Origin of the sequence: Knoellia subterranea KCTC 19937, from assembly GCF_000768685.1 — a bacterium.
GTDB classification, from domain to species: Bacteria; Actinomycetota; Actinomycetes; order Actinomycetales; family Dermatophilaceae; genus Knoellia; species Knoellia subterranea.
This window is the reverse complement of record NZ_AVPK01000001.1, coordinates 391,066-410,150: the sequence shown is the minus strand read 5'-3', so window position 1 is coordinate 410,150 and position 19,085 is coordinate 391,066. Positions and strand designations below refer to the sequence as shown.

Annotated in this window: 12 protein-coding genes; 9 read left to right on the top strand and 3 right to left on the bottom strand. The window is 67.7% G+C overall.

The genetic code is table 11. The features are described from left to right. Positions 1 to 101 precede the first annotated feature (101 nt). The 4 genes from N803_RS18805 (at position 102) to N803_RS01880 (ending at position 9,606) form a co-directional block, all read left to right on the top strand. Positions 102 to 2,975: a DNRLRE domain-containing protein gene (locus N803_RS18805; RefSeq protein WP_156969621.1), complete on the top strand. Its 2,874-nt coding sequence runs from the start codon at positions 102 to 104 to the stop codon at positions 2,973 to 2,975. A 32-nt stretch (positions 2,976 to 3,007) separates the two neighbouring features. After that, positions 3,008 to 6,898, top strand: coding sequence for an RHS repeat protein (locus tag N803_RS19080; RefSeq protein WP_342666670.1), 3,891 nt, complete (start codon positions 3,008 to 3,010; stop codon positions 6,896 to 6,898). A gap of 1,025 nt (positions 6,899 to 7,923) precedes the next feature. Then, complete coding sequence (locus tag N803_RS01885) at positions 7,924 to 8,220, top strand: hypothetical protein (protein ID WP_156969619.1); 297 nt, start codon at positions 7,924 to 7,926, stop codon at positions 8,218 to 8,220. Positions 8,221 to 8,523: 303 nt separating this feature from the next. Beyond that, a complete protein-coding gene (locus N803_RS01880; protein ID WP_084763917.1) occupies positions 8,524 to 9,606 on the top strand; it encodes an IS110 family RNA-guided transposase in 1,083 nt (360 codons plus the stop codon). A gap of 795 nt (positions 9,607 to 10,401) precedes the next feature. Here N803_RS01880 and N803_RS01875 read toward each other — a convergent pair. Continuing rightward, positions 10,402 to 11,625 carry a lysylphosphatidylglycerol synthase transmembrane domain-containing protein gene (locus N803_RS01875; RefSeq protein WP_084763916.1) on the bottom strand — a complete coding sequence of 408 codons (1,224 nt, stop codon included), beginning with the start codon at positions 11,623 to 11,625 and terminating at the stop codon, positions 10,402 to 10,404. A gap of 130 nt (positions 11,626 to 11,755) precedes the next feature. On the opposite strand from N803_RS01875, the gene N803_RS01870 reads away from it, so the two are divergent. The 5 genes from N803_RS01870 to N803_RS01850 all read left to right on the top strand — a co-directional run bounded on the left by N803_RS01870 (position 11,756) and on the right by N803_RS01850 (position 16,903). Next, positions 11,756 to 12,442, top strand: a complete 687-nt coding sequence (locus N803_RS01870; protein WP_156969617.1) for a Pr6Pr family membrane protein — start codon at positions 11,756 to 11,758, stop codon at positions 12,440 to 12,442. A 52-nt stretch (positions 12,443 to 12,494) separates the two neighbouring features. Beyond that, positions 12,495 to 13,607, top strand: coding sequence for a peptide chain release factor 2 (gene prfB / locus N803_RS01865; protein ID WP_035902111.1), 1,113 nt, complete (start codon positions 12,495 to 12,497; stop codon positions 13,605 to 13,607). A 36-nt stretch (positions 13,608 to 13,643) separates the two neighbouring features. Next, on the top strand, positions 13,644 to 14,123 hold the full coding sequence (locus tag N803_RS01860) for a TY-Chap domain-containing protein (protein WP_035902109.1): 480 nt from the start codon (positions 13,644 to 13,646) through the stop codon (positions 14,121 to 14,123). Between the two features lie 235 nt (positions 14,124 to 14,358). Next, entirely contained in the window at positions 14,359 to 15,381 is a 1,023-nt protein-coding gene (locus tag N803_RS01855) for a polysaccharide deacetylase family protein (RefSeq protein ID WP_169743021.1), read from the top strand. A gap of 118 nt (positions 15,382 to 15,499) precedes the next feature. Then, entirely contained in the window at positions 15,500 to 16,903 is a 1,404-nt protein-coding gene (locus N803_RS01850; protein ID WP_245616948.1) for an alpha/beta hydrolase family protein, read from the top strand. 51 nt (positions 16,904 to 16,954) lie between these two features. Here the strand turns inward: N803_RS01850 and N803_RS01845 are convergent, their stop codons facing one another. Both N803_RS01845 and N803_RS17270 read right to left on the bottom strand, forming a co-directional pair. Further along, positions 16,955 to 18,520, bottom strand: a complete 1,566-nt coding sequence (locus N803_RS01845; RefSeq protein ID WP_035902105.1) for an MDR family MFS transporter — start codon at positions 18,518 to 18,520, stop codon at positions 16,955 to 16,957. Beyond that, on the bottom strand, positions 18,513 to 19,040 hold the full coding sequence (locus N803_RS17270; RefSeq protein WP_052111607.1) for a MarR family winged helix-turn-helix transcriptional regulator: 528 nt from the start codon (positions 19,038 to 19,040) through the stop codon (positions 18,513 to 18,515). Before N803_RS17270 ends, N803_RS01845 begins: the two co-directional genes overlap by 8 nt. Positions 19,041 to 19,085 lie beyond the last annotated feature (45 nt).

The following is a 19,085-nucleotide window of genomic DNA, read 5'->3' as shown; positions in this document are numbered from 1 at the left end:
TGAGGAAAATCCCCAAAAGGGTGCGCCGTCGGCACGCCGCCTGTCACTCTTCTCCTTGCTTGGCCCTATTGGGGGGTCGTTCGTAGTTCAGGGGTTGGGCCGTGTCGGCTTCCTCGGCGTCTTCGCGCTTCTTTGACCGGTTGTATGTCGGGGGTCTGTTGCGGCCGGTGTTGCGGGGTGTGGCGTATGCCGCGTCGGCGGCTCTTGTGGTGACGATCGCGCCGATCTCGGACGCGACTCCGTCGGGGACGGTGGCGGCGGCGCCGGCAGTGAAGGTTCCGGCTGGGTCGGTGAGTTCGCGTCCGGATGCGGTGTCGGCGCGGTTGGCGGCGCGGGCGCAGGGTTCGCGCGTCGAGGTGGAGCAGTTGCGGACGGAGTCGTCGTCGACGTGGGTGAATCCGGATGGGACGTGGACCACTGAGCAGCATCAGGGCCCGATCCGGTTCAGGGATCCGAAGGCGAAGGACCCGAAGAACGCGGCCTGGGTCAACGTCGCTCTTGATGTGGAGTCCAAGTCCGACGGCACCGCCGGTGCGGTCGGCCACCCCGGCGGGCTGTCGCTGGCGGGCAAGAACGCCGGGGCGGGCAAGGGCGGCAGGGCTGTTGGCGGCACGGACGCGGTTCAGGTGGACGAGAAGTCGGGGCGCAGTGTCGGCCTCGTCTGGCCGGGCGTGTTGCCTGCTCCGGTTCTCAGGGGTGAGTCGGCGACGTACCCGGAGGTGCTGCCGGGTGTCGATTTTGTGGTGCATTCGCGCCGGACCGGTTTCGAGTCCGATGTCGTGATCAAGACCCTTGCGGCCCGTGACGCCCTGCTCGAAAAGGCCGGCGGGCAGCCGGTGTCGTTCTCGTTCCCGTTGAAGACGAAGGGTTTGACGGCGAGGGCGGAGCGGGACGGGAGTGTCTCGTTCGTCGACGGCAAGGGCGTGGTGGTGTCGTCGTTCGCGGCGCCGTTGGCGTGGGACGGCGAGGTTGACGCGGCGTCGGGGAACCGGGTCAATGAGTCGCCGGTGGCGATGACCGTGGCGCAGAGGAACCCGGGGCAGGCGGTGTTGACGGTGACGCCGGATCGGGAGTGGCTGGCTTCTGCGGAGCGGGTTGCGCCGATCACGATTGATCCGACGTACGCGACCGGGTCGAGCATCACGACGAGTTTTGACACGTTTGTGTCGACGTCGTGGGCGAACTCGACTGCTCCGCAGTCGATGACGGAGTTGCGGGTGGGGACGTATGACGGTGGCGGCGATGTGGCCCGGTCGTATTTGAACTTTCCGGTGGGGTCGATTCAGGGGGTCGATGTCGTTTCGGCGTCGTTGTCGTTGTATGAGTTCCATTCGTTCTCGTGCACGGCCAGGCCGGTGTATGCCCACAATTCGGGTTCGGCGTCGACGGCGACGACGTGGGGGAATCAGCCGACGCAGTATGCGTTGGCGGGGTCGGTGTCGGTTGCCAAGGGCGCGACGGGGTGTGCCGCGGGGCGGATTTCGGTGCCGATCACGCCGGTGGTGCAGGGGTGGACCCGGACGGGTTTTCAGAGTGGTTCGTTGAAGTTGTCTGCGTCGGAAACGGACTCGTCCGGGTGGAAGAAGTTCTCCTCGCTGGAGTCGAGTCAGGACCCGTACATCACGTACACGTACAACCGGAAGCCGAACCCAGCTGCGATGCCGTCGCTGCCGGACGCGAACACGTACATCCCGCCGGGTGGTTCTGCGCATTCCCCGTTCGTCAATGACACGACCCCGAAGTTGTCGTCGTCGGCGACTGACCCGGACGGCAGCATGGTGTCGGTGACGTTCGAGGTGCACAAGGACACCAGCGGCACGACCAAGGTCACGTCGTGTGCATCGGCGTTCGTGGAGTCGGGGAAGCCCGCGACGTGTGTCGTCCCGGTCGAGTTGGCGCAGAACGCGCCCGCGCCGGGGATCCCGGTCTACTACGCCCGCGCGGCGGTCAAGGACGAGCGGGGTTTGTGGAACGGGACATGGTCGCCGTGGCGGTCGTTCTATGTGCAGACGTCGGCGCCGCCGGCCCCGAATGTGGTGTGTGACCGCGGATACGCCTCGGGGGTGTGGACCGACACGGACCCGGCCGGGGCCGTGACGTGCACGGTGAAGGCGTACGGAGTCTCCAGCAACTACTTCACTCCCGCCTACCTCGACATCACCGTGGACGGGGTGGCCCTGCCGCGGCAGACGATCCAGACCACCAACGATCCGAACGTGCCTGCCCAGTACACCAGGCAGTTCTTGCCGTCCCAGCGTGGGTATCACGAGATCAAGGTCACCGCCTTGGGTCGGTCCCTGGTGCCTACCACGACCACGCACGGGTTCGGTTGGGGTTCGGCGTCGATGACTGTCCCCACCGACGGCACGACGAGTTCGGGGAAGATCCGGGTTGGTGCGGGTGGCGCACCCAAGGGTGGTGCCAGCACCGTCTCCGGCAAGGTGCAGTGGCGCGTCGCGGGCTCGGGCAACGAAACTCAGGGCTGGACCGACGGCGCCGCCGCGTCGAGCACGGTGACGTTTCCGCAGGCGGGTGGCCCGGCCGTGTACGCGACCACGTTCGACCTGACTTCTGCGGTCCGGGAGAAGGACGCGACGGCGGACATCCCCTCGCGCGTCCCGGTGCGTCTGGACGTCCAGGTGTGTTTCACCTACAGCGGTGGCGCGGCTGGGACGCAGTGCACGTGGTCGCAGTCGCCGGTGACGGTGACGCGTCTGCCGCACGCGTTCGGTGCCGGGTATCCGGTGCTGACGCCGGCGTCGGGCAGGTGGCTCAGTACACCGGTGAGGTGTCGCTGTCCGGAACCGATGTGTCCGTCCCGGGTTATACGGGAGACATTTCGCTCTCCCGCTCGCACGTGTCGTTCGCTGGTGACGGCACGCTGGCGAACTGGCCTTCGGACCCGGTCACCGGGGTGTTCGGGCCCGGGTTCACCGCCAACCTCGACGGTGGTGAGGCCGGGCTGGCTGGGCTGACGGTGGTCGACAACACCCGCATCGACGGCTCCATGGTCTTCATGGATGAGGAGGGTGAACCGCTGGTCTATGTGAACTCGGCCGGGAAGCGCACCTATCCCATCGGCAGCGAGAAGTATGTCGCTGGCACCGACGATACGGAAAACTCCGGGACCCTGCTCACGATCACCGGGACGGGCACGGGCACGGTCCTGACGTTGACGGAGGAGGACGGGACGGCCACGACGTGGAAGCCGGTCGCGGCACCCTCCACGACGACGGCCACGGTGTGGAAGCCGGCCACGATCACTGAGCCGGGGCAGGCACGCACCGACTCCGACGCGGGGAGCACCCGTTACGCCCACGACAGCCTGGGGCGTGTGACCCGGATCGTGGCGCCCACCCCGGTCGGTGTGGCCGACACGGACTGCCCGATCTCTGGAGTGTTGGCTCGGGGGTGCCGCGCCCTCGACATCGCCTACGCCACGACGACGACCGCGACGGGCACTGTCCCGGGCGACTACATCGGGCGGGTGAAGCAGGTGAGCGCGCAGTTGTGGGATCCGGCATCGTCGTCGATGAAGGCGACGATCGTCGCGCAGTACCTGTACGACACGTCCGGGCGCCTGGTGAAGGTCACTGATCCTCGCTCCGGCCTGGGGACGACGTACACCTGGTCCGGCTCCACGACCCGGATCGCGTCCGTCTCCTCCGCGTCGATGGCCGCAACGAAACTGACCTACGACAGCAGCGGCCGCCTGACCAAGGTGACCCGGGAGAACCCGACCGCCGGCGGAGCCGACGTGACCACCAACCGGTACGTGTACGGCGCGCCGACGTCCGGCTCCGGTTTGCCGACGGTGTCCGACGCTGTGGCTGCGTACCGGCAGGCGAAAGCACCCGTGACCGGGTTCGCGGTCTTCGGGCAGGACTACACCGGCCCCGACACCCCGACCGGCAGCAACTGGCAGTACGCCGACCTGTCCTACGTCGACGACCTCGGCTACACCGTCAACACCGCCAGTTACGGCGCCGGCGGGACGTGGCTGGTCACGTCCACCGACTACGACGCCAACGACAACGTCATCCGTGCCCTCGACGCCTCCGCTACCGCCGCGGCCAGAGCCAACCCGTCCTGGTCGGACGCGCAGGTCGACGCCCTGTCCACGCAGACGCTGTACAACCTCGAGGAGAAGAACGCCGCCGGCGAGATCATCCTCGGGGCAGGGTCCCGCGTCACCGACACGTTCGGGCCGGCCCGTGAAGTCGCCTTGGCCACGACACCGGGGGAGCAGGTCCGGGTCACGGCCCGACCGCACACCCGCACCGTCTATGACGAGGGCGCCCCCAACAGTGGGATCAACCCAATCACGAGCCAGCGGTACTCCCTGGCCACCACCGAAACCACCGGCGTGACCGACTCCGCCGCATCCGTGAACGCGACCGACCTCGAAGTCTTCTCGATGACCCAGACCGTGTACGACAAGCTCAACAGTGCCGACGCCACTGAAGGCCACGGGTGGGCCCTTGGTGCCGCGTCCCGGGTCACCACGGTCATGCCCGGCGAGGCAAGCGGGAACATCGTCAAGACCACCCGCTACGACACGATGGGCCGCGTCACCGACACCCGTCAACCCGTGTCCAGCGGGTCCGACGCGGGCACGACGAAGACCGCGTACTATACCGCCGCCGCCCAGGCCGCCCCGAACGCGGTCTGCGGCGGGAAGCCGGAATGGGCCGGGCTGACCTGCCGCACCTACCCGGCCGCGCAACCCGGTGGGGCCGCCCTCCCGGACAGCCGGACCGCTGGCTACTCGATGTGGCTCAAGCCCACCCTCGAGGTCGAAACCTCCGGTGCCACGTCGCGCACGACCACGACGACGTACGACGCGGCCGAACGGCCCGTCACGGTCAAGACGGTCGCGTCCGGCATTGCCGGTCAGTCCGCCGCGACTGCCCGGCCCGGCTCGTTCACGAAGTACGACACCGCCACCGGGCTCGTCACCTACACCGGCAACCTCAACGTGGCCGGCACCGACGCCGACACTGCGGGTCGCACCACGACCACGTACGACCGGTGGGGGCGCGTCAAGACGCAGAACGGCGACGCCGGCACCGTCACCACCACCTACGACACGGCCGGGCGCGTCGCCACCGTCACCGACGCCAAGGGCACGACGACGTATGGGTACGACGGCACCGGTGAGCGCCGCGGCCTCACCACCTCGTTGACGATCACCCGGGGCGGTACCGCCGGCTCCCTCACGTACGGCGCCACCTACGACGCTGACGGGAATCTGACGCAGCAGTCGCTGCCCGGCGGCATCACCCAAGCCACCACGTACGACGAGGCCGGGGAGGTCACCCAGCTCCAGTACCGGGGCCAGGTCACGGACGAGGACGGCACCGTCACACAGAACCAGCCGTGGCTCACCTGGGGGGTCGTCAACGACGCAGCCGGTCGGGTGAGGTTCGAAGCCACCGGCGCCGGTGCCGCGTTCGACAACGGGCCCGGGGTTCCCACCCTCGGTGACGTCAAGCCGTGGACGGAGCAGGTCGACGCAGCCTCGTCCTACGGACGGGAGTACCAGTACGACCACGCCGGGCGGCTCGTCCAGGTCGACGACGCCTCCTCGACCCTGGACCCCGCCACAGGAGAACTCGTCGCAGCCTGCACCACCCGGGCGTACACGTTCGACAAGAACGGGCGCCGCACCCACCTCGCCACCACCACCCGCGACGACGGCAACTGCGCCAGCACCGGCACGACCACGACCGTGGCCACTACCGGCTACGACGCAGCCGACCGGCCCACCACCAGCAGGACCGGGCCCGTCATCACCACGGGCAACTACGTCTACGACACGTTCGGACGGCAAACCACCCTCCCCGCCGCCGACGCCCCCAACCCCACCGCCGGGAACATCGCCCTCGGCTACTTCGACGACGACCAACCCCGCACCGTCACCCAAGGCGGCACCTCAACAACGTTCACCCTCGACGCGAACGGGCGCCGCTCCGTCCAAACCACCGGGACGACCACGACGACACGGCGGTACACCGACGAGTCCGACAACCCCGCCTGGATCGACGTCACGACACCCACCAGCACCTCCACCACCCGGTTCACCGAATCCCTCGGCGGCGACCTGTCCGCCACCATCGCAGCCGACGGCGGACTCAACCTCTCCCTGGCCAACCCCCACGGCGACGTCGTCACCAGCGTCGACATCCCCGCAGCCCAAACAGCATCCACACCGGCGACCGCGATCACCGGCTGGGCCACCTACGACGAATACGGCAACAACACCAGCGACAGCGGCAGCACCGACCAAGTCGACGGACCCCTCGGCTACGGCTGGCTCGGCGCCAAACAACGCGCCACCAGCGCCGCCACCGCCGGACTCACCCTCATGGGCGTGCGGTTCTACAACGCAGCACGAGGACTCTTCACAAGCCTCGACCCCGTCCCCGGAGGCAACGACACCGCCTACACCTACCCCAGCGACCCTGTAAATAGGTTCGATCTGGATGGTAGATACTCTTACAAGGGACTCAAAATGAATAAGAAGGAGCGCTCGAAGTGTAAGGCGAATCGGATCGCATGTGGAATTTACGTTTACGTGAGCCTGCTGGCCGCAAAGAAGACCAACCGGAAATTCAAGTATGGAGGCAATGCCAAAGAGGCGTACAGGCATATGTACTGGCAGGCGATGCTGACCCTGATGCTTGGGTCCAATGCTGCACGTTCCTGGGGAAACGCTCATGAGCACGGCACTAGGGATCGGCGCGACAGCGCGCGCGACCAAGCGAATAACAGCTACGGCCGCGGGATCGGGCGAGCCGTATTCAGCACAACTTGGTGGAGGCCGCGCTCCTGGTCAAGTCGAGCCGAAAGCCTGGTGGGCTTGTATGTTCGAAGGGGATACTATGCCAGACGATAGGAGCGGCCTCCGCTGCCTTATAGGATGGGCAGTCGGAGTCGTTGTTGCGCTATCCACAATTGTGGCGTGCTCCGGCGCCAAGCAGGAGTCGTGCGCACAGATCTATGAGCCGTGGTCGCGTGACATCGACGTGGCTCTGTCGCGAACTAGTGTCCCGCGATCGAGCGTCAGATACTCCACGCCGTGTGATGATGCAACAGGTGGCCTATCGGCGAGCGTCAGCGTGAGTAGCCGCAGTGAGTGCGAGGCTCTGATGGATAAGAGTGAGAGTGCCATCCAGGACGCCCTTCGGAGTCGATTTGGTGCCGTGCAGGTTTCCTGTGGGGAAGTAGAAGGCCGATGGGCGCTCGATCTCTATGTGCCCCCGGAGCAGTTGGAGGACGCCCAATGGTCGCGAATGACTGCGCCCCTGTTGCCTCACCCAACCCAATCGAGGGTGTACGCGAAGGTCTGAAACCCGGATCCACGATTGGCAACGCGGCACGAGGACTCTTCACCAGCCTCGACTCCGTCCCCGGAGGCAACGACACCGCCTACACCTACCCCAACGACCCCATCAACCAGTTCGATTTGGATGGCCAATGGGGACGCTGGAAGAAGTGGGCCAAGCGGGCTGGAAAGTGGGCTTGGCGTCACCGTGGAACGATCGCAACCCTTGCGGCGGCCGGGGGCTGTATGGTGCCTGGAGTCGGCTGGGCCGCTTGTGCTGTCATGGGTGCGGCGGCATGGGGAATGGGCAGCCAGCAACGCGCCAGCAATGGGGGAGGGTGGCGCCGCACTTGGCGTGCCTCGGCTCGCGATGGTGTGTTGACGATCGCGACTGGCGGCATGGGGAGGGCCGCGCGATACCTGAAGTACGGGGGCGGACGAGCGTGGCGCAGTGGGCACCGACGATCCACGCGATCAAAGTTCTGGAGGGAGTCCCGACGCTCCACCAGATGGGCAGTTACCTACGCAGGGAGCAGCGGAAGTTGGGTGAACAAATACGCTCAGAATCGCCACAGCTGGAACCGAGGGATGAGGTAATGGCACACACCCGTTGGATCGACATCACCCGGGAACCACCCCCGCTGTCCAGCGATGGCGTGTCGTTGGCGGGAGTGGACCTCGCCCCCCTCGTGGAGATTGCGGTCGGCGTTGTTAACGGGCTGGACTTCCTGGTGCGTCGCCGCCGTCGGTATCAGGTCATTCTTGTGGGTGACATTGAGGACGTGGAGTTGCTGGCGACAGCAAAAAGTCACGCTATTGCCGTAGAAATGGCGATCAAGATTGCCAAGGACTTTCTCGACTCAGGCGAAGCCGTCGAGATCAGAGGCAAGTGAACCGCCTGTAAGTCTTCGTCGTGGCTGGCCTGGGGCTGGCTGGCAGGGTTGTCGCCGGTCACCCGGCGTGCGTTGTGACTCCTGAACCGCCTGACCCCTTGGGGTGTCTGCCCGGGATCTGTCCAGCGTGCGCGGGGTGCCGGCGCCAACCCTGGCCCACAACGATGGCTTGATCAGAAGCATGTCGACCGTCGGGATTGCCGTCCCGGCGGTGTGACTCATTACAGGCCCGCCTCGTCGTGACTTCTCGCCCGGGCTGACGCCGGCAACGACGTCCATCCCGATCAGTGAGGAGAACATCGCATGTCCAGTCTGCCTGCCACCGTGGCCGACCACTACCGCTACGTCATCGGGGTCGATACCCATGCCGCGACGCACAGCTACGCCATCGTCGCTGCCTCCGGCGGCGCCCTGCTCGACCAGTCGACCTTCCCGACCACTCCCGCTGGCCTGCGCCGTGCCCGGGACTGGATCGGCCGCCGTACCGATGGCGACCTGGACGGCGTCCTGATCGCTGCTGAAGGAACCGGTTCCTACGGCGCGATTCTAGGTGATGTCCTCGAGGACGCCGGGTACCGCGTGGTCGAGGCGCCGACACCGCGACGCGAACGAGGCCGGGGAAAGACCGACGCCCTCGACGCGGTGCTCGCCGCCCGTTCAACCTTGGTGCTGCCGTTGACGATGCTGCGCGATCGCCGCGCAGGCCAAGCACGTACGGCCCTGCAGGTGCTGACCGTGGCACGCGAGCACCTCAACGTCGAGCGGGTGCGGTGCATCAACGCGCTGACCGCGCTGGTGCGCAGCCACGACCTCGGTGTCGACTCACGCAAGGCCTTGAGCACACACCAGATCAGCACCATCGCCGGGTGGCGGCGCCGCGAGGAACCGGTCGGCACCGCCACCGCACGAGCCGAGGCCGTACGGCTTGCCAAGCGGACGCTGGCCCTCGACCAGGACTTGGCCGACAACCGTGCCACCCTCACCGAGCTGGTGACCGCCGAAGCGCCCGAACTGCTTGAGCTCCACGGCGTAGGAGCGATCACGGCCGCGATCGTGTTAACCGTCTGGTCCCACCCCGGAAGGATCCGCAGCGAGGCCGCCTTCGCCCAGATCGCCGGCACCGCGCCGATCCCGGCATCCTCGGGCAACACCGTCCGCCACCGCCTCAACCGCGGCGGCGACCGCCAGCTCAACCGAGCCCTGAACACGATCGTGCTCACCCGGATTCGCACCTACGCCGAAACCCGCGCCTACCTCGATCGTCGCCTTGCCGAAGGCAAGACCAACAAGGAGATCCGCCGCTGCCTGAAGCGCTACGTCAGCCGTCAGATCTTCCGGACGCTCGCCACAGCACAGCCGCCCCAGACGGTCACGCCAGCCGCTTGACACGACATAGAAGCATCCCAGGTTTGATGGCTCTCCTGTTTGAGTCCAGGAGGATGTGCACATGCCGAAGGTGATTGATCCCCAGTTGGAGGGCCGATCATCCGGCGACCACGGCCGCCGTCCACGCGGTGGCCCGTCGGTGTCGGGAGGAAGAGCCTGCGGCGGTGGGCCGCGCAGCCCGAGGTTGATGCCAGGACCCGTAAGGGTGTCACGAGTACCGAGTTGGAGAAGAATCGCCGGGTGACGGCGGAGAATCGGCGGTTGCGTGAGTACGTGGCGATTCGTAGGGCGGCCACGACTTTTCGTGCCAATGCCTCGCTGAGCGTGTCAGCCGCCCTGACCGTCAACAGCGCGCGTGGCGCCGCGACGTGCTCGTTCTGCTCGACGAACGAGGTGACACCGCAGGCTTGCGCCGGGGACAGCCAGCGGCGCTTGCGCCAGATCAGTCGGACAGGGCGACCGAACGCGGGAGCATCGACGAGCCGCACGTTCACGCGGCCGTGACCGTGCGCGATGACGCCGCACGAGTGGCAGCCCATCACCTCGAGGGCCGACTCGACCGTCACGATCGACACCGATCACGTGGAGACCGGGCAGCCCGACGAGCAGGTCGCAACGGTCGCAGTAGCCGCGGGGCACACGGCAGCACAACGTAGGCTCGGGCATCGTCGAGGTTCTTGAGATCGGTGCGAGGTAGAAGTCCTCCGATCCTCAAGGGCCTCGACAGGCAAACGAACTCTGAGATGGCCGGGACCGGCCTTGATCGCTTCCAGTCGCGGCTGTCACGGCCGATCGTCAAGCAGCTCGGATATTTCCGCGTCCGCACGTCGTTGGATTGTCATCGATGGTCAACGTCGTGTCGAGGGCTCGCGCCGACCTCGAATGATCCTTCAGCCGCTCGGTCATGGGGTCCACGACAGGCTCCCGTCGCCAGTGGCGTGCGGCGAGGTGCCAGCCGTAGGCGAGGGCGGCCCCCGGGATCTCGCACACGAACGTGAAGAAGCTGAAGAGCAGCACCCCCGCCAGGCTAGTCGCGGGGTCACCCCCGAGCGCGATGAGCGTGGCGACCGCACCCGTCTCCGCGAAACCCGTCCCGCCCGGCGTGAGCACGACGATCGTGAGCATCCGCCCCAACGCGTAGGCAGAGGTGACCTCGGCGGCGCCCAACTCACTGCCGACGGCGGCGAGGCAGGCCCACATCAGCACCCCCTGCAACGTGACGTGGCCCAGCATTCCGAGGACCAACCCGGCCCGACGGGCCTGCAGCAGCGCCAGGGTGTTGCCGCGGAGCGCGAGCAGTTCGCCGTCCACCGGACCGGGTGCTTCGCGCCGGAGCACGCCGGCAACGCCGCGACCGATTGTGTTGGCCCACCGTGCCACCCGGAGGGCGGTCGCCTCCCGAGCCAGCGCGACCCCGACGAGCGCACCCAGAGCGCAACACAGTCCCGCCGCGACGAGGGCAGCGAGCCGGACCGGGCCATCCACCCGAGCCCCGACGGCGAGCAAGCCGGCCACCCCCACGACCGGCAGGGCCAGCCGGGCCAGGACGTTCCACACTCCGGTCACGGCAGTGAAGAGGCCGAGGCTGCGGTGGCTGAACCCGTACTGCCGCGCCATCTTCCACGTCACCCCGACGCCGACGGCGCCCCCGAACGGCACGAGGTTCGACACTCCGCTCCCGACGAGGTTGAGCGCCATGCCCTGTCCCTTCGTCAGCCCGGGCAGCGACGCGGCCATGACGAAGGAGTACGCCCACAACCCCAACAGCCAGAGCGCACCGAGCCCCAACAGTTGCCACGGTTCGACGGACCCGATCACCGACCCCGCGGTGGACCACGACACCCCGGCGACCCGGGGGAGTGCGACACCCAGGAGCAGGGCCACCGCCGCGACGGCAAAGGTCACCTGCCCGACCCGGCGCACCATCACCCGCGAGGGACGCCGGACGACCGCCCCGCTCGCACCACGCAAACCGGCAACTCCGGCAACTCCGGCACTCCGCACCGCCGCACTGGTCATGCTCTCCACGGTGTCGGGCGAGCTCGCCCAGCGGCACCCGGATCACCCCCGATGCGGCCCCGGGTCGACCCTGAACCCGGTCGGCACCGAACCCTTGTTGCTGCACCTGCGCACCGGCCATGATGACTGCGTGGACATCAGTCGCGGGGCGAAGTCGTGGCACCTCCTCACCGCGACGGTGGCGTGGGTGGCGTTGGTCCTCCAACTCGTCCTCGTGTTCCGCGGCGGTCACGTCCTCGACGAGATCGCACCCGCACCTCTGGGCACTCGCCTCATCCGCTTCATCTCCTACTTCACGGTGCTGTCCAACCTCCTCGTCGCCGCCACGACCACGACCCTCGCCGCCGGCCAGACCCGCTACCCGACGTGGTGGAAAGTGCTGCGGCTCAACGCGATCGTCTGCATCGCCGTCACCGGCGTCGTCCACTGGTTCCTGCTGCGCCCACTGCTCGACCTGCACAGCGCCGACCTCGTCGCGGACAAGCTCCTCCACCTCGTCGTCCCCGCGCTCGCCGTCATCGGCTGGCTCGCGTTCGGACCCCGCGGACTCGTGGACCGGACGCACCTCCTACCGTCCCTCGCCTTCCCGATCGGCTGGCTCGTCTACACCCTCATCCGGGGTGCCATCGTCGACTGGTACCCCTACCCGTTCCTCGACGTGAACCTCCACGGGTATGCCGGTGCGCTGGCTGCCTGCGCGGGTGTCGCCGTGCTCTTCCTCGCCCTCACCTGGGGCGCCATCGCGCTCGACCGTCGCCTCCCCGGGGTGCGGCTCGGCTCCGGGGCCGGCACGGAACGGGCCCCGAGCGCGCGGTGAGCGGCCGCGCGGTGGTGAGCGGACGGCATACGGGCACGTAGTCTGTGCTCTTGTGGCAACCGACTTCCAGCAAGAGATCAAGGACCTCCGCACGACGATGACGTCCGTGCGTGACGTCACCGACCTCGGCGCCCTCGAGACCCAGATCGCCGACCTCGAGCAGCAGGCCGCGGCTCCGGACCTCTGGGACGACCAGGAGAAGGCGCAGGCCGTCACCTCCGCGCTGTCGCGTGCCAAGGCCGAGTTCGACCGCGTCACCGGCATGGACGCGCGCGTCGACGATCTCGAGGTCCTCGTCGAGATGGGTCAGGAAGAAAATGATGCCGAGACCCTCGCCGAGGCCGAGCGCGAGCTGACCAGCCTCAAGAAGGCCGTCGGCGAGCTCGAGGTCCGCACCCTCCTCTCCGGTGAGTACGACGAGCGCGAGGCCGTCGTCACGATCCGCGCCGGCGCCGGTGGCGTCGACGCCGCGGACTTCGCCGAGATGCTCCTGCGCATGTATCTCCGCTGGGCCGAGCGCCACGGCTACCCGACGAAGGTCATGGACACGTCCTACGCCGAAGAGGCGGGCCTGAAGTCCGCGACGTTCGAGGTCAACGTGCCCTACGCGTACGGCAACCTCTCCGTCGAGGGCGGCACGCACCGCCTGGTCCGGATCAGCCCCTTCGACAACCAGGGCCGCCGCCAGACGAGCTTCGCCGCCGTCGAGGTCATCCCGCTCATCGAGGGCACCGACTCGATCGAGATCCCCGAGAACGAGCTCAAGATCGACGTCTTCCGCTCGTCCGGCCCGGGTGGTCAGTCGGTCAACACGACGGACTCGGCCGTGCGCATGACGCACATCCCGACCGGCACCGTCGTCTCGATGCAGAACGAGAAGTCGCAGATCCAGAACCGCGCCGCCGCCCTGCGCGTCATGCAGTCCCGACTGCTCCTCCTCAAGCGCGCCGAGGAAGCCGCCGTCAAGAAGGAGATGGCCGGCGACGTCAAGGCGAGCTGGGGCGACCAGATGCGCTCCTACGTCCTCAACCCGTACCAGATGGTCAAGGACCTCCGCACCGAGTTCGAGACCGGCAACCCGACTGCCGTCTTCGACGGTGACATCGACGGCTTCATCGAGGCAGGGATCCGCTGGCAGATCGCCGAGCGCAAGGCCGACGACTGAGTTCCGTTGCGGGACAGCGATGCTGGGAGAAAAACCATGACGTATGCCGTTGAGTTGCCTGCCGCTGGACCGGCGGACTGGGCTGCGTGGTCGGGTGAGCTCGTCCATCGGATCCGGGCCCTCGACGACGGCGACGACGTGCTCGTCTCCATCCCCGAACTCGCCCGTCCGCACATGCTGCGACACAGTCGGATCTTCGGACTGGTGCCGGCGCACCACGAGGACACCCACCCGTGGGTGCGGATCCGACGCGACGAGGACCACGCGATCCTCGAACTCGTCGGCAGCGAGAACTTCGGTGGCGAGTACCTCCTGTCCAAAGAGGACGAGGACGCCATCGACGCTCTCGGATGGCGTCGCCCCGGGCACGACGACATCGAGGCGCGGGTGTGGTCGCGCTGGTATCCCGACGACGTGACCGACACGGCATACCTGCCGTTGGCCCAGGCGCGCGCCGCGGCAGATCTCGTGACCCGCACCCTGCGCGACGTACTGTGTGAGGAACGGAACGACTGACTGGCACTGGCCAAGGGGTGGATCGATGAAGGGCACAGGGCGGCTTGCTGCCGCCGGACTGCTCCTGGCCTTGGCCGCGGCATGCGGTCCGGCAGCTCACCACGAGGGTCCGACGGGACGCAGTGCGTCGTCACCCCCTCCTGCGACATCCACGGCACCGTCCGGTGGGGCGTCCACCGCCCCGGCCTCCCCGGGTCCGCCGTCACACACCGCGGCGACGGTCGCGTGGCCCGATGTGACGACTGTGCCGCACCTCTTCTACCACTCGCTCGTCGTGGACCCGGCTCGCGCCTTCACGGGCAGCAGGCAGGGCATTGGCTTCAGTCAATACATGGTGAGCGTCTCGGAGTTCACCAAGCAGCTCGAGCAGATCCACGAGAACGGATGGGTGCTCGTCCATCCCCAGGATCTCGCGGCACCGGGACCCGACGGCACCATGACCCGCAAGCGGTTGATGCTGCCGGCGGGCAAGAAGCCTCTCGTGTTGAGCATCGACGACGTGAGCTACTACGAATACATGAAGGGCAAGGGCTTCGCGAGCAAGCTCGTGATCGCGCCGGACGGGCGCGTGCGCAACACCTACGTGGACGCGGCTGGACGTGAACAGGTCGGCGCCTTCGACGTCGTGCCGATCGTCGACGACTTCGTGCGTGCGCACCCCGACTTCTCGCACAACGGTGCGAAGGGGACGATCGCCCTCACTGGATACAACGGCATCCTCGGCTATCGCACGAGCGCGCGCGAGTACGGCGACAACGCCACGACCCGCAAGGAGCAGGCCTCGGCGAAGGCCGTGGCTGCTGCGCTCAAAGGCGAGGGCTGGAACTTCGCCTCGCACACGTGGGGACACATCAACATGACGTCGAGCTCGCTCGAGCGGGTCAAGGCCGACTCGGGCCGGTGGGACCGTGAAGTGCGTCCGCTCGTGGGCGACACGCCGCTGCTCGTCTACCCGTTCGGCGCCGACATCGCGGGCGTCGAGAAGTACTCGACGCGCAACGCCAAGTTCTCCTACCTCCACGGGCGCGAGGAGTTCTCGTACTTCTTCAACGTCGACGCCTCGCGAACCCACTGGATGCAGCTCACCTCGCACGCGATGCGACAGGCACGCATCAACGTGGACGGGATGACGATGCAGCGCACCCTCAGCGGTCGCACGACGGTGCTCGACGGATTCTTCGACACGAAGTCGACGGTGGACCCGGCGCGACCTCTGCCGGTGCCGGGAGGGGCCGGACCGGTGCCCGGCGGGGGCTGACCCGAGCAGTCGGGGCCGTCGCGAGTCGTCGCGTTGGGCGTGCGGCCACACGCCGACGTCGGGGGAGTGGGGCGTCGGCACATGGGACGGCGGATCCGGCGCGACGATGCTGACCGCCATGCGCCTGACAACGACGTCTCCCCGCACGGTCCTCGCGACCCTGACCGCCCTCGCCGCCACCGCCGCCCTCGTGGTGGCCGCGCCGACCGCCACGGCCGACAAGGCCACCGACAAGCCCGGCGGGGGCCACTGTGCCCGCCAGGCCAAGATCACCGTCCCCGGGGCAGAGAAGCTGATGGTCTCCTGCCTCGACGACCTCACCACCGCCGGCACCGTGCCGTCGGGGCACAGCGTTGCCGCCGACTTCGCCGGCCTCCACGCACCCGGCACGGTCAACCCGACGGGAGTCCCCGGCATACAGGTTGATGGGTACTTCCCCGACACCTCGACGACGAACGTCAACAACGGGTGGAACCACGACAGCCAGTTCGTCATCCGCATCCCCGACGACTGGAACGGCGGGCTCGTCATCACCGGCGCGCCCGGCAACCGCACGCAGTACGCCAACGACTTCATCTGGTCGGACTGGGTTCTGGCGCAGGGATATGCGTTCGCGAGCACCGACAAGGGAAACGTCGGCATCAACTTCTGGGACGACGGCTCCGCGCCGGGCGGCAGTGTGCGCGAATGGAATTCGCGCGTCACCGAGCTGACCGTCGCCACGAAGAAGGTCCTCCAGCAGGTCCGCGCCAGCAAGCCGTCGCGGACGTGGATGGCCGGCATCTCCAACGGCGGCTACCTCGTCCGCTGGCAGCTGGAGAACCGCCCGGACCTCTATGACGGCGGCCTCGACTGGGAGGGGACGCTCCTGCGAGCCGACGGCCCGAACCTGCTCACCTACCTGCCGAGCGCGCTCAAGAACTACCCGGCCTATGCGGCGACGGGTGACCAAGCGGCGCACGACGCCATGATCGCGGCCGGCTTCGCCCCGGGCAGCGAGTTCCTCTGGCCGTTCCACCACCAGGTCTATTGGGACCTGACCCAGCGGATTTATCGCGAGGAGTTCGACCCGGAGTTCGACGGCGCCACCAAGGCGGGAACGCCCCACTGCGCCAGCGGAACTCCGCAGTGCGACGCCGACTACGACTACGCGTCGCGGCCGGCGGCGGTCAAGGACGCCATGCGCTTGGTGGAGCTCACCGGCAACATCAAGCGCCCGCTCATTTCGCTGCAGGGTGACCTCGACACGCTCCTCCCGATCGCGACCGATCAGGACGTGTATGCCGGGCTGGTCGCCGATGCGGGTCGCGGCGCCGACCACCGCGCTCTGCGCATCGTCGGCGGCACCCACACCGACGCCCTGGTGCCTGCGTTCCCGGAGCAACTGCGGCCGATGCTGCCGTGTGCCCGCGCCGGCTTCGACGCCCTGACCGCGTGGGTCGAGGACGGTACGGCTCCTCCGGCGAGTGCCACGGTGCCTCGTCCGACGAGCGGCGACCTGCTCAACACCTGCACCCTCTGATTCCTGGCCCCTCTTGCACTTCTTGCCCCACAGGGGCAAGAAGTGCGTTGGTCAGTCGATGGGCTGCTCGAGGCCCAGCGGGTCCTTCTCGTCGTGCTTGGCCACGGTCGTGCGCAGTTCCGTGTGGGGCATGAGCGCGACCGAGACGAGCGTGATGACCGCGACCGCTCCGGCGATCACGAAGATATAGCCCGTGCTGTCGCCGTAGGCGTGACGGACGATCTCGAGGACCGGGGCCGGGAGCGCGTCGAGGTCGAGGCTGCCGCCGGTGTTGCTGCCCGGGGCCACCGGAATCCCGGCGTCGCGCATCCCGGTGACGATGTGGTCGGACACGCGGTTCGCGAGGATCGCGCCGAGGACTGCGATGCCGACGGTGCCACCGAGGGAGCGGAAGAAGCTGACAACGCCACTGGCGGTGCCGATCTCCTTGATGTCCACGGTGTTCTGGACGACGAGCACGAGGTTCTGCATGAGCATGCCCTGACCCAGACCCATGAGGACCATGTAGATCGAGAGGTGCCAGATGGCCGTCGTGTGGTCGGTGAAGCCCATGAGGACGAGGCCGAGGATGAGCACGACCGAGCCGCCGAGCATGTAGGGCTTCCACGCGCCGGTGCGGGTGATGAGCTGCCCGGAGACCGTGGCGCCGATCATGCTGCCGATGATGAGCGGGAGCATGAGGAGTCCGGCCTCGGTGGGGGAGAAGCCCTGGGCGACCTGGAAGAACTGGCTCAGGAAGACCGACGTGCCGAACTGGGCGATGCCGACGGCGATGCTGCCGATGATCGCGAGGCTCGTCGTCTTCTCGAGCAGGATCCGGCCGGGGATGAGCGGCTCGGGGTGGCGACGCTCGACCACGATGAGGGCGATGACGGCGAGCAGGGTCGGCACGAGGAAGTAGGCCGACTCGACCGAGACCCAGTCGTAGTTCTTGCCGGCGAACGAGACCCAGATGAGCGGCAGGCTGGCTGCGATGGAGATGAGGATGGCACCCCACCAGTCGATGCGAACCTCGCGGCGAACACGCTCGAGGTGGAGGAACTTCTGGAGCATCCCGAGGCCGACCAGCGAGATCGGGACGGCGGCCCAGAAGCACCAGCGCCAGCCGACGCTGTCGACGAGGAGACCACCGAGGAGCGGGCCGGAGACGGTCGCGACGGCCATGACCGCGGCCATGTAGCCGGTGTAGCGACCGCGTTCACGCGGCGGGATGATCGAACCCATGATGGCCTGCGAGAGGGCCATGAGACCGCCGACGCCGAGGCCCTGGAGGGCGCGGGCGCCGAGGAGCTGCGGGACGTTCTGCGAGAAGCCGGCGGCCAGCGCGCCGAGGAGGAAGAGCACGCCCGAGACCTGGACGAGCATCTTCTTGTCGAAGAGGTCCGAGAGCTTGGACCAGATCGGGCTGGTCACGGTCATGGCGAGCAGGGTCGCGGTGACGACCCAGGTGTAGGAGGTCTGGCTGCCCTGGAGGTCGCCGATGATCGTGGGCAGCGCGGTGCTGACGATCGTCGAGCTGACCATGGCCACGAAGAGCATGGAGAGCAGGCCGGTGAGGACCTCGAGGATCTCCTTGTGGGAGAGGTCGGGTTCCTTGAAGGTCGTGGTGTCAGACATGGATGTCCTGGCTGTCGTTGTCATGTGTGTCCGTCGAGTTCGGGTGCGTGTGGTGGTGTGGCGCCGTTCCGGCGAGGGCGCGGACGACGTGGTCGGCGATGTCATGGAGCAGTGCCGCGGCTTCCCTGGCGCGGGCTGCGTCCCAATCGGTGAAGTGGTCTCGGAGCGTTGCGACGTATGCCGTCCGCAGGGCCTGGAGCCTCGCCTCGCCTTCCGGCGAGAGCGAGATGAGCTCTGCCCGTCCGTCCGCCGGGTCCTTGCGTCGGATGACGAGTCCGTCGTCGGCCAGGCCGGCGAGTTGGCGGCTCACGACAGAGGCGCCGACGTGCATCCGGTCGGCGATGAAGCCGGGCCGGCAGTCCCCGTGGTCGGCGAGGACGGTGAGGGTGGCGATGTCGGTGCGCTTGAGGCCGCCCGGCAGCTGAACCCACAGGTGCGACGTCGAGCGAAGGGAGCGGGTCAGCCGGAAGAGGCTGGTGCTGAACTCCTCGAAGGCGTCGCCCTCCATTTCCTTGACCATGTCAACCATTGAACACCCTGTTGGTTGCATCAAGCAACTTGATTG